Source organism: Pseudomonas sp. H3_E07, assembly GCF_054668895.1.
Genome location: NZ_CP162795.1, coordinates 4,291,575 through 4,306,921, shown reverse-complemented (window position 1 = coordinate 4,306,921; position 15,347 = coordinate 4,291,575). Strand labels below are relative to the sequence as shown.

The window sequence follows — 15,347 nt, the reverse complement described above, 5'->3', positions numbered from 1 at the left end:
TCATCCCTGGACGAGGAACACCCTATGAATGCAAAAGTCTGGCTGGTGGGCGCGGGTCCGGGTGACCCGGAGTTGCTGACCCTCAAGGCGGTACGCGCCCTGCGTGAGGCCGATGTGGTGCTGATCGATGACTTGGTCAACCCGGCCGTGCTGGAACATTGCACGAACGCGCGGGTGGTCACCGTGGGGAAACGCGGTGGCTGCCGGTCGACCCCGCAAGATTTCATCCACCGGCTGATGCTGCGCTATACGCGCCAGGGCAAGTGCGTGGTACGCCTCAAAGGCGGCGACCCGTGCATTTTCGGACGCGGCGGTGAAGAGGCGATGTGGTTGCGTGAACGGGGCGTCGAGGTGGAGTTGGTCAACGGCATTACCGCAGGGTTGGCAGGCGCGACGAATTGCGCGGTGCCACTGACCTTGCGCGGCGTGAGTCGGGGCGTGACGCTGGTCACGGCGCATACCCAGGACGACAGCAGCCTGAATTGGCGTGCGCTGGCAGAAGGTGGGACAACCCTGGTGGTGTACATGGGCGTGGCGAAGCTGGAGGAAATTTGCCAGCAACTGCTGGACGGCGGGATGGCGGCGGATATGCCAGTGGCGATGATCGAGAACGCATCGCTGCCCCAGCAAAGGGAATGTCGCAGCGCGCTGTGGCGTATGCACGAAGATGCACAGGCATTTGCCTTGAAAAGCCCGGCCATCCTGGTGATTGGCCGTGTTGCAGCCCCAGGCCAGGCCGCTTGCCTCGCTCAGGCCGTGAGCGCCTGAGGCAAATCACAGGCGAAAAAAAGCCCGGCCTAAGCCGGGCTTTTTTCTACCACTCAGTAATTACTGAGCTTGAGCTTCAACCGACGCTTCTACGCGACGGTTAACAGCGCGACCAGCTTCAGTTGCGTTGTCAGCAACTGGGCGGGACTCACCGTAACCTACTGCGGTGATACGGCTAGGAGCAACGCCGTCTTTAACCAGGACTTGCTTAACAGCGTCAGCACGACGCTGGGACAGCTTCTGGTTGTAAGCGTCTGGACCTACGGAGTCAGTGTGACCAGCAACTTCTACGTTGGTAGCTGGGTACTGAGCCATGAAGTCGGCCAGGTTTTTCACGTCGCCGTAGCTGTTAGGCTTAACAACGGATTTGTCGAAGTCGAACTTGACGTCCAGCTCAACACGAACAACCTGAGCAACTGGAGCTTCTGGCTCTGGAGTTGGCTCTGGAGCTGGTGCTGGGGTAGGAGCTGGAGCAACTGCGCCAGCGTTACCGCCGAAGTTCACGCCCAGGCCGACCAGTGCGGAGTAGTCCCACTTGCCGTTGTCCAGACCGTAGTCAGCTTCAACACCGGCACGAGCGTACAGGTTGTTGGTGAAGTAGTACTTCACGCCAGTACCAACGGTAGCGAAGGTAGTCTGGTCGCGACCGCTGTGGCCGTCAGCTTGAACGTTGGTACGGCTCTGGTGGCCGAAACCGCCCTCTACGTATGGACGCAGGCTGTCTACGCCAGCTTGACCGAAGTGATACTGGGCAACCAGGCTGCCGGTATCGCCTTTGATCTTCTGGTTACCAGTACCGTCGTTCGAACGGGTGTGGTTGGTCTTGTCGTAGGACAGGTTCAAGGACAGGTCGTCGGTCAGGAAGTAACCGATGCGAGCGCCAGGATTGAAGCCGTCTTCGATGTGCTTGACGCTATCGTTGTACTGCTTCTTGTAGAACAGCTCGCCTTCAACTGCGCCTTGGCCTTGTGCCAGAACGCCGAAAGAAGTAGCGGCAATAAGAGAACCAATGGCCAAGCCCAAGGTGTTTTTCAGTTTCATCCGTTAAATCCCCATCTGGTGATTGTAAAGCAGTCCCACAAACCGGGGGACAACTCGGCGACAAGTCTAACAGAACTTGCCTACACGTAAGAGATATTTGCCACGCACTAAGTTTCAGTCTCGCCCGCAAATTTCTCACGTAATTTATCAAGAGCACGTTTGTAACGCATTTTTGTAGCACTCAAACCCATGTGCATGATGTCAGCGATTTCCTGGAATTCTAGCTCTGCGACAAATCGTAGCACCAGAATTTCCCGGTCAATCGGGTTCACATACACCAACCAGCGATCAAGTCCACCCTTCTCCTCGGGTGCCGGCGCCTTTTCTTCAGACGCCTCCTCAAGGGGGTCAAGACTCAACGCGTCCATCAAGCGACGCTTTCGCCGTTCCTTCCGATACTGCGTGATGCACTCGTTGTACGTGATGCTGTATAGCCATGTCTTGAACTTCGATTTGCCCTCGAAGTTCTTCAGGCCGTACAGCACCTTGAGCATCACTTCCTGACAGACATCATCCGCATCTCTATCGTTCCCTAAATACCTTGAACAAACGTTGAACAAAGTGCGTTGATATCTGCGCATCAATTCTTCGTACGCGCGAGTTACGTGAAACAGCTCCGTGTGCGAGCGCGCGACCAACTCCTCATCAGAGAGCTCACGGGGGTCATAGCGCGTGGACAACGTTTGGGCTTTATTCAAAACAAGTCGTGCCGACAGTCAGGTCAATGTCCGCCACAACCCGGTCAGCCGGGCCAGCGGCGGCGTACATTAGCAGGGTTTGCCGGTTTAGCGGCTACTGACCTGCTGCTCCAGGAGAATCCGATTGGACAGCGACACCAGGTCTCCGTCATCGGTCAGCACCGTCGTCTTGACCGTACCGATCTCCTCAATTTGCCCTTCGACCTCGCCCACACGCACCTGTTGCCCAACCTGATATAACTCACGCACATAGATTCCCGCAAGAATCTGACCGGCAATTTCCCGGCTTCCCAAGCCCATGGCCAGCGCAACGGCCAGACCAACGGTAATCAAAACGATCACAATCACATGGTTGAGCAGGTCAGTCTTGACCTCCAACTGGCTGATCGCGACCGAAATACTGATGATGATCACCAGTCCCTGGGCGATTCGTCCCAGGCCGGCAGCATAATCCAAACCCACGCCTTCGGCAGCGCCGCGCACCAGCCCATTGGCCAGTTGCGCCAGCAAAACACCTACCAGCAATACCAGCGCGCCGCCGAAAACCTTCGGCAAATACAGCGCCAGCATGTCGAGCGTAGCTGAAACTCGCTCAAGTCCAAGCGATTGAGCCGCAGAAACCAGAAAAATCAGCAAAACAAACCAATAAACGATCTTGCCGATCAAGGTGGAGATCGGCACCTGCAACCCTGCGCGACCCAGCAGCTTGGTCAGGCCGGTGCCTGCCATCAAGCGATCCAGGCCCAGTTTTGCGAGCAATTTGGACAGCAGGGTGTCGAGCAACTTGGCCACAACAAAGCCCAGCAACACCAGCACCAGGGCACCAAACAGGTTGGGAATGAAATTCGCCACCTTGGTCCACAATGCGGTCATCGCGGTGACCAGGCTCTGGGTCCAGAGATCAAGTTCCATATTCAATCAGCCTTATCAGCAGTGCGAGCAAGAGATTTACGACGGGACACGGGCGATACATGGGCCGAACCATTGTTCAGGGCCATCATCAGTGCCGGCACCCAACGGCCGAGCAGACCGAACAGGTCACCCGCCCCCACCTGACGGTTGGCGGTTTTCAACACGCGGCCCAGGCAAGCATCGTCGTCGCGGTTGGACGGCGAGGCATTGAGCATGTCACGCAAAGACTGTTCGAACGGATCGTGCATAAAAACCTCTCGCAAGTGTTTTAAAAGACGAGGGTAAAATTATTGGGGTCACATACGCCCCTTCCTACGTTCAGGTCATATTCAGCTCAAACCCAGCGCAGTCGTCGAAAAAGCCACCATTGTCCGAGCGCCACCGAGACCATTAACAGGCACGCAACCATGAATCCATAGGGGCTGGAGGAGAACGGAATCCCCCCCACATTGATCCCCAGCAGACCGGTCAAAAAACTCATCGGCAGAAAGATCCCGGTGATGATCCCGAAGCGGTACATGGTGCGATTCATGCGCACGCTCAAACGCCGGTCTTCAGCCTCCAGCACAAGCCCCACGCGCTCTCGGGTCAATTCGAGCTCTTCCAGATAGCGGGTCAGGCTGTTGTTCAATTCGTTCCAGTAGTCGGCATCGTCGTCACAGAACCACGGCAATTTGATCCGCGTGAGCTGGGCAAAAATATCCCGTTGCGGCGCCAAAAATCGCTTCAGCCCTGCGGCTCGTCGACGGATCTGCAGAACGCTGCCATGTTCCGGGGTATACCGTTCGTCGGTATCGAGTTTTTCTTCCTCTGCGTCGACGATTTCAGACAGGTCGGAGACCAAATCCTGCACTTTATTGGTCAGGTACTGCGCCATATAAAGGATGAGTTCCGACGCGGTCTTAGGCCCCTTGCCGTCCGCCAATTGCACCAACAGCTCATCAGTGGCGCGCAACGGCCGCAGGCGCAGGGAAATAACGCGGCTGGCGGCAGCAAAGATGCGCACCGAGACCATGTCTTCCGGCTCTGCACCGGGGTTGAGGTTGACCCCGCGCAGGAACAGCAGCAATTCGGAGTCCGGCAGCGCCAACAGGCGCGGGCGGGTGTTCTCCTCCAGCAACAAGTCACAGGCAAATTCGCTCAAGCCGCTGGATTTGCGCAGCCAGGTCTGGGTTTGCGGGTGACTGCGATCCCAATGCAGCCACAGGCTTTCCTGGGGCTGCAGTTGCAATTCGTCGAGCTCAGTCCGGGCAATCGAACGCGCACCGCCTTTACCGTCCAGCACCAGGGCATGCACCAGGCCCCATTGCGCGTTTTCTTCCTCGAACATCCTTACTCCTGTCTTATTCAGGCATTTTCAGCGGGCTGGGGGAAACGATCACGCCATTGTTATCGGCGTAGATGTATTCACCCGGACGAAAGGTCACACCTGCGAACGTGACGACCACGTTCAGGTCGCCAATACCGCGCTTGTCAGTCTTCATCGGATGGCTGGCGAGGGCCTGTACGCCCAGATCTGTCTGGGCAATGACGTCAACATCACGGATGCAACCGTAGATCACCAGCCCTTCCCAGCCGTTCTTCGCCGCTTTCTCGGCAATCATATCGCCCAGCAGCGCGCGACGCAGGGAACCACCGCCGTCGACCACCAGCACCTTGCCGGCACCCGCCTGATCGGCTTGTTCCTTGACCAGGGAATTATCTTCGAAGCACTTGATGGTGACGATCTCGCCGCCGAAGGAGTCCCGGCCGCCGAAATTGCTGAACATCGGTTCGAGCACCTGCACCAGGTCTGGGTAGGCGTCGCACAGGTCGGGGGTCACGTAATGGTTCATTGAAAAATTCCTTTCTGTCAAAGAAGTGTCTTTCGAAAGAAGCGCCAGCCCAAGCAGGTGCGAAACATCCCATCCGCCTCGCCGCAACGCAATAGCCACTGCGCGACTGAATATGACCAGAAGCGTTTAACGCGTCATATCTTAGCCGCAACCACACACAAGCGAAACGCCCTTGGCAGCGCACCGCCTCAAACCGCGGCCCGCACCTCGGCCTGTGCGCCTGACAGCGGTGTGAGCGGATCTTTCAGCCACTGCGCCACCAACGGCCACACTTCGGACTGGGCAGCTTTGCTGACGAGCATCTCCACATGCCCGAAATCCCCGGTAAAGCCTTGTTGTCGGCCCAGGCACAGGTACTGACGGTGCTCGGAGCCCATTTGCTCGAACAGCTTGCGACAGGCCCAGTCGGGGTCTTGATGATCCCCGGCTGCGCTGACGGCCAACAGCGGCACATCGACCTCGGCCAAGCCTTTCCACCAATCATTCTTGCCTTCGCCAAAGCGGCCAAACAGGCCATTCCAGCGCATAGCTTCGATCATCACGCCCGCCGGTTCGTCCTCGGGGCCCCGCTTCAGGCGCGAGCCAGAGACTTCGCCGAAGCGTTTCAACAGCAAGCGGCCTGTCCACTCCACCGGTGGCAGTTTCAACGGCCAATGAGTGCGACTGACCTGGCAGCCAAACAGCGCCACCGACGCCACTGCCGGCGCACCAAGGTGCTGCCCGCCAAGAGCGGCCGCCAAGCTGGTACCGCCCAGCGAATGGCCGATCCAATGGGGAACCTGCCCGCTTTGCTCACGCACGAATGCACCGATGGCCGGCAAATCGTAACGCGCATAGTCAGCGACGCGGTTGCGCGCGTAGTCATGATTGCGCTTGGACAGACCATGGCCGCGCATTTCCGGGATCCAGACATCAAACCCCTCGCGCGCCAAGTAAGCGCCCAGGCCGATACCCTTGGGCGAGTACCAGAACCGCCGATTGGAAAAACTGCCATGCAACAAAATGACCGGGATGCCCCGGTTTTCCGGGACATCGGCCAGGCCCAAACGGGTAACCGCCAGCTCGACGGTACCGTCGGGACTGTTACCGGGTTTGAGCCGGTACACGTCTTCACTCAGGTCGCCACGACGTTCAGCGCTGATCAGGGCGACGGGAAACAGGTTGCTGCTGCTTTGCATAATGCTCTTGCACAAAAAAGGGCGGCGTCCGGAAGGAATTCCGCCCTGCACAGATAAGAATGCCGGTCACCCACAACGGGTGACCGGCACTTTTGACGTGACGGTCTTAGACGGACGCTTGGCCTTCCGCCAGGAAGAACCAGGTTTCCAGCACGGAATCGGGGTTCAGCGAAACGCTTTCGATGCCCTGCTCCATCAACCATTTGGCCAGGTCAGGGTGATCGGAAGGGCCTTGGCCGCAGATACCGATGTACTTGCCGGCCTTGTTGCAGGCCTGGATGGCATTGGCCAGCAGCTTCTTGACCGCAGGATTTCGCTCGTCGAACAGGTGCGCAATGATCCCGGAGTCACGGTCCAGGCCCAGGGTGAGCTGGGTCAGGTCGTTGGAGCCGATGGAGAAACCGTCGAAGAATTCCAGGAACTCCTCGGCCAGGATGGCGTTGGACGGCAGTTCACACATCATGATTACGCGCAGGCCGTTTTCGCCACGGGACAGGCCGTTTTCAGCCAGCAAGTCGACCACTTGGCTCGCCTCGCCCAGGGTACGCACGAACGGCACCATGATCTCGACGTTGGTCAGGCCCATCTCGTTGCGCACACGCTTGAGGGCGCGGCATTCCAGTTCGAAGCAGTCGCGGAACGCTTCGCTGATGTAACGCGAGGCGCCACGGAAACCCAGCATCGGGTTTTCTTCTTCCGGCTCATAGAGCTTGCCGCCGATCAGGTTGGCGTATTCGTTGGACTTGAAGTCCGACAGGCGCACGATGACCTTTTTCGGGTAGAACGCCGCCGCGAGGGTGCTGATGCCTTCCACCAGTTTCTCGACGTAGAAACCTACCGGGTCGTTGTAGCCGGCGATGCGCTTGTCGACGCTTTCCTTGATGTCCAGCGGCAGGCCGTCGTAGTTCAACAGGGCCTTGGGGTGCACGCCGATCATGCGATTGATGATGAACTCCAGGCGGGCCAGGCCCACACCGGCGTTCGGCAACTGCGCGAAGTCAAAGGCGCGGTCCGGGTTGCCGACGTTCATCATGATTTTGAACGGCAGGTCCGGCATGGCGTCGATGGAGTTTTGCTTGATATCGAAGCCCAGCTCGCCTTCGAAGATGAAACCGGTGTCGCCTTCGGCACAGGAAACGGTGACGCCCTGGCCATCTTTGAGCAGTTGGGTCGCGTTGCCGCAGCCCACGACCGCAGGAATCCCAAGTTCACGGGCGATGATCGCCGCATGGCAGGTACGCCCGCCACGGTTGGTGACGATGGCGCTGGCGCGCTTCATCACCGGTTCCCAGTCCGGGTCGGTCATGTCGGAGACCAGTACGTCGCCTGGCTGGACTTTGTCCATCTCGGACACGTCCTTGATGATCCGCACCTTGCCGGCACCGATACGCTGGCCGATGGCACGGCCTTCCACCAGCACAGTGCCGGTTTCTTTGAGCAGGTAGCGCTCCATGACATTGGCCGAGGTACGGCTTTTCACGGTTTCCGGACGGGCCTGCACGATGTACAGCTTGCCGTCGTCACCGTCTTTGGCCCACTCGATGTCCATCGGGCACTTGTAGTGCTTTTCGATGATCATCGCTTGTTTGGCCAATTCGCTGACTTCAGCGTCGGTCAGGCAGAAACGCGCGCGTTCAGCCTTGTCGACTTCAACGGTTTTCACCGAGCGACCGGCCTTGGCCTCGTCGCCGTAGATCATTTTGATGGCTTTGCTGCCCAGGTTGCGGCGCAGGATGGCCGGGCGGCCCGCTTCGAGGGTGCCCTTGTGTACGTAGAATTCGTCGGGGTTGACCGCGCCTTGTACGACGGTTTCGCCCAGGCCGTAGGCGCCGGTGATGAACACCACATCACGGAAGCCCGATTCGGTATCGAGGGTGAACATCACGCCGGCGGTGCCGGTTTCCGAACGCACCATGCGCTGCACACCGGCAGACAGGGCCACCAGCTTGTGGTCGAAACCCTGGTGTACGCGGTAGGAAATGGCGCGATCGTTGAACAGCGAAGCGAATACTTCCTTGGCCGCGCGGATCACGTTTTCCACGCCGCGGATGTTCAGGAAAGTTTCTTGCTGGCCGGCGAAGGAGGCGTCCGGCAAGTCTTCGGCGGTGGCCGAGGAGCGCACGGCAACGGCGACGTCCGGGTTACCGGCCGACAGCGTGGCGAAGGCGGTGCGGATTTCTTCGTTGAGCTTCTCTGGGAACTCGGCTTCCATGATCCATTGGCGGATCTGGGCACCGGTCTTGGCCAGGGCATTGACGTCATCGACGTCCAGGGCGTCCAGCGCGGCGTGGATCTGAGCATTGAGGCCGCTCAGTTCGAGGAAATCGCGGTAAGCCTGGGCCGTGGTGGCGAAACCACCGGGCACCGACACACCAGCGCCTGCAAGATTACTGATCATCTCGCCGAGGGATGCGTTCTTGCCCCCCACGTGCTCTACATCATGGACGCCGAGCTTATCGAGGGAAACTACGTACTCTACCAAGGTGATCTCTCCACTAACTGTGTTGGAAAAGCTCAGGACGCCGGCTGCTCAGTAGGAGCGAGTACCAGCGCTTGTGGCCTGGACCTGGAAAATAAGTGAGAATGCGGCCCACTGCGGGACGGCAAAATCGCGCCTATCATATCCAAGATTCGCCATCAGCTTAAGGCCCAGGGCTCAAATGAAACGATCTGCTTTCTTTATCTCCGACGGCACGGGCATCACAGCCGAAACATTGGGTCAAAGCCTGCTCGCGCAGTTCGAAAACATTACCTTCGCCAAATTTACGCGGCCGTACATCGACAGCGTGGATAAAGCGCGGGCCATGGTACAACAAATCAATCTGGCGGCTGAAAAAGACGGTTTTCGTCCGATCATTTTCGACACCATCGTCAATCAAGACATTCGTGAGATTCTCGCAACGTCGAATGGTTTCATGATCGACATTTTCTCGACATTCCTGGCGCCACTGGAACAAGAGCTGAGTGAGCATTCGTCGTACTCGGTAGGAAAGTCCCATTCCATTGGGCACAACTCCAACTATATGGAGCGTATCGAGGCGGTGAACTTCGCCCTCGACAACGACGACGGCGCCCGCACCCACTACTACGACAAGGCCGACCTGATCCTGGTGGGCGTGTCCCGCTGCGGCAAAACGCCCACCTGTCTGTACATGGCCATGCAATTCGGCATCCGCGCGGCAAACTACCCGCTGACCGAAGACGACATGGAGCATTTGACGCTGCCGGCCGCCCTGCGTGCGCATTCGCATAAGCTGTTTGGGCTGACCATCGACCCGGACCGGCTGACGGCGATCCGCAATGAGCGCAAGCCCAACAGCCGGTATTCCAGCTATGCACAGTGCGAGTTCGAAGTCCGCGAAGTAGAAAATCTGTTCCGCCGCGAGAATATTGCGCATATCAATTCCACGCATTTTTCGGTGGAAGAGATTTCCGCGAAGATTCTGGTGGAGAAAGGCGTGGAGCGTAGATTCAAATAGTTGTGTCGTCCGGACCGGCCCTTCGCAGGCAAGCCAGCTCCCACATTTGACCGTACTCCAGCCTACAACGCAGTCGAATGTGGGCGGGTTTGCTCGCGAAGAACGATCACGCAGTTATAGGTGAAACCTTCCACCGCCCTGCCCCAACGCGGTCGCCAGCGCATCAAACCCCGCCCTCAGCAACTGATCATCCCCCGACGTATTGCAGATACTCGCCCGAATGAACTGCGGCACCGCCGTCTGTCCCACGGCGAACGCCTCGGCGGTGGCGATCAGGTAATTATTCTGCTTGAGCTCCGCCTCAATTTCCGACGCCCGCCATGGCTCCGGCACTTCAATCCAGAAATGTGGGCTGTTGAGGTGGGTGCGGTATTCCAGCCCGGTCAGCAAGTCGCGCACCAAGGCTTTGCGTCGGCTGATCTCGTTGATTTGTTGGCGCAGCAGGTATTCCGCCGTGCCGTTTTCGATCCACTGGGTAGCCAGTTCCAGGGTGACGGGCGTGGCCATCCAGCAAGTCGAACGCAGCGCCGCCGAAATACGGCTGACCAACGCCGGTGGCGCATGCACATAGCCCACACGCAGCCCGGCTGACACGGCTTTGCTGAGGCTGCTGATCAAAATCGTCCGTTCCGGGGCGAAATGACTGAGGGGCGGCGGCCGGTCTTCGACCAGTACACCGTGGGCTTCGTCTTCAAGAATCAGCAGATTGTGCTCGCGACACACTTTGACCAATGCTTCGCGGCGCGCCACCGAAAGTACCGCCGTGGTGGGGTTCTGAATAGTCGGGGTGCAGTACAGCGCTGAAACCCGGTGATTTCGACAGACTTCGTCCAGCGCACTCGGCAGCACGCCTTCTTCGTCCATCTCCAGGCCGATCAACCGGATACCCAGCATCCGCGCAGCGGTGATCAGGCCCGGATACGTCAGTTGCTCGGTGACCACCGTATCGCCGGCCCGCAACAGCGCCATCATCGAGCACAGCAAGCCGTGCTGGCCGCCATTGACGCAAATAACTTGTTCGGGGATCGGGTGAAAATCACGCTGCACCAGCCATTGCGCGCCCGCTTCACGGTAGCGCGGCAGGCCGGCATCCGGGGTGTAGGCACTGATGTCCTGGAGGAATTTGGTGTTGGTCGACAGGGTCTGGAAGCTCTGGGCCAGGAAAACGGTCTCTTGACCCGGAATGTGCATATTGCGGCTCATGTCGAAGTACTGGCGCGGCTCTTCGCTGAAATTGCGAAAGCCTTCGTCGCGCTGGCGCTCCATTCCACGCTTGCGCACGAAGGTGCCGTCACCGACGCGCGCCACAACCAGCCCCAGGCGTTCCAGTTCGCCGTAGGCTCGGCTGATGGTGCCGATCGTCACACCCAGGTTGTCGGACAGCACCCGATGGGGCGGCAGTTTTCGTCCTGGTTCAATCAAGCCTTCAAGGATGCCCCGTTCCATGACATCGGACAGGCGCTTGTACTTCACGCCCTGACCGTTGGACAACCCCTCACGCATAATTGACACCATGTCAATATTTGTTTTGACAGCCATCTTTCGCCCTAATAGTGTGCTTTTACGGGTTCAATCGCCGAATTTTACAACTCATTACAAGCTCAATATAGAGTTCAATTCCGGCTCAGGGAAGCAATAAACGATGCCAATGTCCGCCGTTCTCGAAAACACCGCCAAGACCAAAACCCAAAAACAGTGGTTGGCCGGGCTGATCACCAGCGTGATGTTCCTGATCGTGTGCCTGAGTTGGGGCACCACGTGGCTGGGGATCAAGATCGCGGTGGAGAGCGTGCCGCCACTGACGTCCGCCGGTCTGCGCTTCCTGATCGCCTTCCCGTTGTTCCTGTGTTTTGCCATGGTGCGTCGCGAGCCGATCCTGTTCCCCCGTGAAAGCCGCTGGTTCTTCGTGTTCGTGACCCTGTCCTACTTCAGCGTGCCCTACTACCTGCTCAACTACGGCGAGATGCACGTGTCGTCCGGCCTTACGGCGCTGCTGTTCAGCTGCATGCCGGTGTTCATCCTGATCTTCTCCGCATTGTTCCTGCGCGAGCGCATCTACCTTTCCCAGGTGGTTGGCATCGGCATCGGTTTCGGCAGCCTCTACATGATCATCAAGAGCCAGGGCCTGCACCTGGACCATGCGGAGTTCTTCGGCGTACTGGCAATCCTCACCGCCGCGATCATGCATGCCCTGTGCTACGTGATTACCAAGCAGAAAGGCAGCGCGATCAGTGTGATCACCTACAACACCCTGCCCATCGGCATTGCCGGGCTGATGCTGTTCGTCGCCGGACTGTGGTTTGAAACGCCGACCTTCGAAGCCATCACTCTCCGTTCCTGGGGCGCGCTGTTCTACCTGGGCCTGGTGGCTTCGGTGGGCGGCTTCATCGTTTACTTCATGCTGCTCAAGCGCTTGAGCCCGATCATCCTGTCGTTTGTGTTCATCATCTTTCCGGTGTTCGCGGTCATCATCGGCGCCTGGTACGAAGGCGTATCGATTTCCCGCGACCTGATGCTGTATTCGGCCATCCTGCTGGCCGGTTTTGCGATCACCAAATTGCCGGTAGAAAAACTCCTGGCCAAGAAAAATTGACCCTTCTACAACCCTGCGAGAGAAACATGGACGTCCTCCGCCCAAAAGCCCTGGAACAGATCTACGCCCACGCCAGCCGCAGCTACCCCGAAGAATGCTGTGGCTTCGTCTTCGCCGACGGCAGCGTGTACCTGGGCAGCAATATCCAGAATGAGCTGCACCGCAAGCACCCCGAGATGTACCCGCGCAGCGCGGCCAACGGCTACACGTTTTCGGTGGCCGACACCCTGCTGATGAACAAGGCGTTTCGCAGCGACAACCCAGTGGTGGTGATCTACCACTCGCACCCGGATGTGGGTGCCTATTTCAGCGACGAAGACCAAGACAAGGCGCTGTTCATGGGTGAGCCGATCTACCCCGTCAGCTACCTGGTGGTCGACGTTCGCCGGGGCCAGGCGCTGGGCTCCAAGCTGTTTGCCTGGGATGGCAAGCATTTCGCTCTTCAACCTTTCAACGACCTGCACACGGAGTTGTCCATGAACGCTGTCTCTTTCCCCGACATTCTGGTTCGCGTGGCCAAGCTGCCGGAATCGACCCTTGAGGGCTCCGGATCGACATTGCGCGAAGTCATTGAAAACCTCTGCAGCAGTCACCCGCAGCTGCGCCCCCACCTGTTTCACGAAAAAAACCACCAGCTCAAGGAGCACTTCCTGTTCACTGCCGAGGAAGCATTGATCGGTGCTGATGACCCACTGCCGGAAAAAGCCAAAATCGAAGTGCTCCTGGCCACGTCCGGCGGCATGGACGTCGACGCGCTGAGTAATGAAGAAGTACAACGCTATGTGCGCCACATCACCCTGCCAGGCGTGGGTCGCGAAGGTCAGTTGAACCTCAAGAAAGCCAAGGTGCTGATCATCGGCACCGGCGGTCTGGGTTCGCCCATCAGCCTTTACCTTGCGGCTGCCGGCGTAGGCACCCTGGGACTGGTGGACTTCGATGTGGTCGAAAGCAGCAACCTGCAACGCCAGATCGTCCACGGCAACAGCACCCTCGGCATGCCCAAGGTGGAATCCGCCAGGCAGCGCTTGCAGGACCTGAACCGCCATATTCAGATCAACGCCCACGACACCGCCCTGAACGCCGACAACGCGCTGGAGCTGGTGGGCGCCTACGACCTGGTGATCGACGGCACCGACAATTTCGATACCCGCTACTTGGTCAACGACGCATGCGTGCAACTGGGTAAGCCCTTGGTGTACGGCGCGATCTACCGCTTCGACGGGCAGATCAGCGTGCTCAACTACAAAGGCGGGCCGTGCTACCGCTGCCTGTTCCCCAGCGCACCGCCTGCAGAACTCGCGCCCAATTGCAGTGCCGGTGGGGTGATCGGCGTGCTGCCCGGTGTGGTCGGGATGATCCAGGCCACCGAGGCCATCAAGCTACTGATCGGTATTGGTGAACCGTTATCCGGTCGTCTGATGCGCTTCGACGCGCTGGCGATGAAATTCAGTGAAATCCGCTTCAAGCGCCGCGCCGACTGCCCGTGCTGCTCAGAGCTGCGCCACAGCGAGACCCGGGCACCGGCCGCCTGCGCAGATACCATGCCCAGCCCACCGTCGCTGGCCGAAGAGCGCTATATCAAGCCGCAGGTACTCAAACAAGTACTCGAACACCACAGCAGCGCCGATGTGCTGTTGGATGTGCGCGACGCCAGCGAACTGGAAGTGTGCAAATTGCCGGGCGTGGTGCATATCCCGTTGGCCGAGCTGGACGGCCACCTGGACCGCCTCAGCCGGGACAACACCCACTACCTGATTTGCTACGCCGGCACCCGCGCGGAGCAAGCCGCAAGTACCTTGCTGGCAGCCGGTTTCGCCAATACCAAAGTCCTGCAGGGCGGCATGAAGCACTGGGTTCGCGATGTCGAACCCGACATGCCGTTGTATTGAGGCGAGGGCTGAATGATGTTGCATAACTCCATTCTCGACGTGATCGGCCAAACGCCGATCGTGCGCCTGGCGCAGTTTTCCGAAGACCTCGGCATCGAGGTCTACGCCAAGCTTGAGTCCCTTAACCCCGGTGGCAGCCACAAGGCGCGCATCGCCCTGGGCATGATCCTCGACGCCGAGCGCCGGGGCGTGCTGATCCGCGATTCCGGGCAGACCATCATCGAACCCAGTGGTGGCAACACCGGCATCGGCCTGGTGATGGCCGGCAATGTACTGGGCTACAAAGTGGTGTTGGTGATCCCCGATAACTACAGCCCCGAAAAGCAGAAGCTGCTGCGTTTATATGGGGCCAAGGTGGTGCTGTCGGACAGTCGCCTGGGTAACAATTCCCATGGCGAAAAGTGCATGGAACTGCAGCTGGAAAACCCCAGCTACGTGATGCTCAACCAGCAACGCAATGGCGCAAACCCACAGACCCATCGCGACACCACCGCACCGGAAATCCTGCGTGCCTTTGGCGAGAAACGCGCCGACTACTTTGTCTGCGGCATCGGCACTGGGGGGCATATCACCGGCATCGGCGAAACCCTGAAAACCGCCTGGCCGGAGCTGCGCGTCATGGGCGTGGAACCGGAAGAGTGCGACCTGCTGAAAAACCAGCACGCGCCGCATCACATCCAGGGCCTGTCGATCGGTTTGATCCCGAGCATCCTCAACCTGGACGTGATCGACGGCATGCTCAAGGTCTCGCGCCAGGACTGCATCGACATGATGAAACGCATCATGCGCACCGACGCCATCAGCCTGGGCCTGTCGTCCGCCGCCAACATGGTGGCCATCGCCAGGCTCGCCCCCGAACTACCACCCGAAACGGTGGTGCTGACCATGGTCTACGACAATGCCGACAGCTACCTGCCCAGTTTCGAATAAACGGGTGTCCAGCCAACCAGAATG

At 58.9% G+C, this 15,347-nt stretch carries 14 protein-coding genes; 5 read left to right on the top strand and 9 right to left on the bottom strand.

Annotation, left to right across the window (positions count from 1 at the left end; genetic code table 11):
• Positions 1–24 precede the first annotated feature (24 nt).
• Positions 25–768: a uroporphyrinogen-III C-methyltransferase gene (gene cobA / locus AB4O08_RS19825; protein WP_010208497.1), complete on the top strand. Its 744-nt coding sequence runs from the start codon at positions 25–27 to the stop codon at positions 766–768.
• A 60-nt stretch (positions 769–828) separates the two neighbouring features.
• Here the strand turns inward: cobA and AB4O08_RS19820 are convergent, their stop codons facing one another.
• The 8 genes from AB4O08_RS19820 to ppsA all read right to left on the bottom strand — a co-directional run bounded on the left by AB4O08_RS19820 (position 829) and on the right by ppsA (position 8,914).
• Entirely contained in the window at positions 829–1,809 is a 981-nt protein-coding gene (locus tag AB4O08_RS19820; protein ID WP_010208496.1) for an OmpA family protein, read from the bottom strand.
• A gap of 107 nt (positions 1,810–1,916) precedes the next feature.
• Positions 1,917–2,507: an RNA polymerase sigma factor SigX gene (gene sigX, locus AB4O08_RS19815; RefSeq protein WP_010208495.1), complete on the bottom strand. Its 591-nt coding sequence runs from the start codon at positions 2,505–2,507 to the stop codon at positions 1,917–1,919.
• 87 nt (positions 2,508–2,594) lie between these two features.
• Complete coding sequence (locus AB4O08_RS19810; protein WP_003175519.1) at positions 2,595–3,419, bottom strand: mechanosensitive ion channel family protein; 825 nt, start codon at positions 3,417–3,419, stop codon at positions 2,595–2,597.
• A 2-nt stretch (positions 3,420–3,421) separates the two neighbouring features.
• Positions 3,422–3,667: a hypothetical protein gene (locus AB4O08_RS19805; RefSeq protein WP_010208493.1), complete on the bottom strand. Its 246-nt coding sequence runs from the start codon at positions 3,665–3,667 to the stop codon at positions 3,422–3,424.
• An 86-nt stretch (positions 3,668–3,753) separates the two neighbouring features.
• Entirely contained in the window at positions 3,754–4,749 is a 996-nt protein-coding gene (locus AB4O08_RS19800) for a zinc transporter ZntB (protein WP_010208492.1), read from the bottom strand.
• Positions 4,750–4,762: 13 nt separating this feature from the next.
• Positions 4,763–5,254: a ribonuclease E activity regulator RraA gene (rraA, locus tag AB4O08_RS19795; protein ID WP_431480428.1), complete on the bottom strand. Its 492-nt coding sequence runs from the start codon at positions 5,252–5,254 to the stop codon at positions 4,763–4,765.
• 188 nt (positions 5,255–5,442) lie between these two features.
• Positions 5,443–6,432 carry an alpha/beta fold hydrolase gene (locus AB4O08_RS19790; protein WP_021491525.1) on the bottom strand — a complete coding sequence of 330 codons (990 nt, stop codon included), beginning with the start codon at positions 6,430–6,432 and terminating at the stop codon, positions 5,443–5,445.
• 106 nt (positions 6,433–6,538) lie between these two features.
• Positions 6,539–8,914: a phosphoenolpyruvate synthase gene (gene ppsA, locus AB4O08_RS19785; protein ID WP_010208488.1), complete on the bottom strand. Its 2,376-nt coding sequence runs from the start codon at positions 8,912–8,914 to the stop codon at positions 6,539–6,541.
• Positions 8,915–9,092: 178 nt separating this feature from the next.
• Between ppsA and ppsR the strand changes: the two genes are divergently transcribed.
• Positions 9,093–9,911, top strand: coding sequence for a posphoenolpyruvate synthetase regulatory kinase/phosphorylase PpsR (gene ppsR, locus AB4O08_RS19780; protein ID WP_003193298.1), 819 nt, complete (start codon positions 9,093–9,095; stop codon positions 9,909–9,911).
• 114 nt (positions 9,912–10,025) lie between these two features.
• Here ppsR and AB4O08_RS19775 read toward each other — a convergent pair whose 3' ends face one another.
• The gene (locus AB4O08_RS19775) at positions 10,026–11,450 is read right to left on the bottom strand and encodes an aminotransferase-like domain-containing protein (protein ID WP_021491523.1); all 1,425 of its coding nucleotides are present in this window, start codon (positions 11,448–11,450) and stop codon (positions 10,026–10,028) included.
• A 160-nt stretch (positions 11,451–11,610) separates the two neighbouring features.
• Between AB4O08_RS19775 and AB4O08_RS19770 the strand changes: the two genes are divergently transcribed.
• From AB4O08_RS19770 to AB4O08_RS19760, 3 genes are read left to right on the top strand one after another with little or no spacing between them, the layout of a single operon-like run.
• Positions 11,611–12,504, top strand: a complete 894-nt coding sequence (locus tag AB4O08_RS19770; protein WP_162098521.1) for a DMT family transporter — start codon at positions 11,611–11,613, stop codon at positions 12,502–12,504.
• Positions 12,505–12,530: 26 nt separating this feature from the next.
• Positions 12,531–14,393 (top strand): molybdopterin-synthase adenylyltransferase MoeB, encoded by a 1,863-nt coding sequence (gene moeB / locus AB4O08_RS19765; protein WP_010208485.1) that lies wholly within the window; start codon positions 12,531–12,533, stop codon positions 14,391–14,393.
• A 15-nt stretch (positions 14,394–14,408) separates the two neighbouring features.
• Complete coding sequence (locus tag AB4O08_RS19760) at positions 14,409–15,323, top strand: PLP-dependent cysteine synthase family protein (RefSeq protein WP_031290649.1); 915 nt, start codon at positions 14,409–14,411, stop codon at positions 15,321–15,323.
• Positions 15,324–15,347 lie beyond the last annotated feature (24 nt).

Bases quoted from the DNA above. Each gene is read 5' to 3' on its own strand.
- moeB (WP_010208485.1), top strand. From the start codon at position 12,531: ATGGACGTCCTCCGCCCAAAAGCCCTGGAACAGATCTACGCCCACGCC.
- AB4O08_RS19790 (WP_021491525.1), bottom strand. From the start codon at position 6,432: ATGCAAAGCAGCAGCAACCTGTTTCCCGTCGCCCTGATCAGCGCTGAA.
- AB4O08_RS19810 (WP_003175519.1), bottom strand. From the start codon at position 3,419: ATGGAACTTGATCTCTGGACCCAGAGCCTGGTCACCGCGATGACCGCA.
- AB4O08_RS19775 (WP_021491523.1), bottom strand. From the start codon at position 11,450: ATGGCTGTCAAAACAAATATTGACATGGTGTCAATTATGCGTGAGGGG.
- cobA (WP_010208497.1), top strand. From the start codon at position 25: ATGAATGCAAAAGTCTGGCTGGTGGGCGCGGGTCCGGGTGACCCGGAG.
- AB4O08_RS19800 (WP_010208492.1), bottom strand. From the start codon at position 4,749: ATGTTCGAGGAAGAAAACGCGCAATGGGGCCTGGTGCATGCCCTGGTG.
- AB4O08_RS19805 (WP_010208493.1), bottom strand. From the start codon at position 3,667: ATGCACGATCCGTTCGAACAGTCTTTGCGTGACATGCTCAATGCCTCG.
- AB4O08_RS19820 (WP_010208496.1), bottom strand. From the start codon at position 1,809: ATGAAACTGAAAAACACCTTGGGCTTGGCCATTGGTTCTCTTATTGCC.
- AB4O08_RS19760 (WP_031290649.1), top strand. From the start codon at position 14,409: ATGTTGCATAACTCCATTCTCGACGTGATCGGCCAAACGCCGATCGTG.
- rraA (WP_431480428.1), bottom strand. From the start codon at position 5,254: ATGAACCATTACGTGACCCCCGACCTGTGCGACGCCTACCCAGACCTG.
- ppsR (WP_003193298.1), top strand. From the start codon at position 9,093: ATGAAACGATCTGCTTTCTTTATCTCCGACGGCACGGGCATCACAGCC.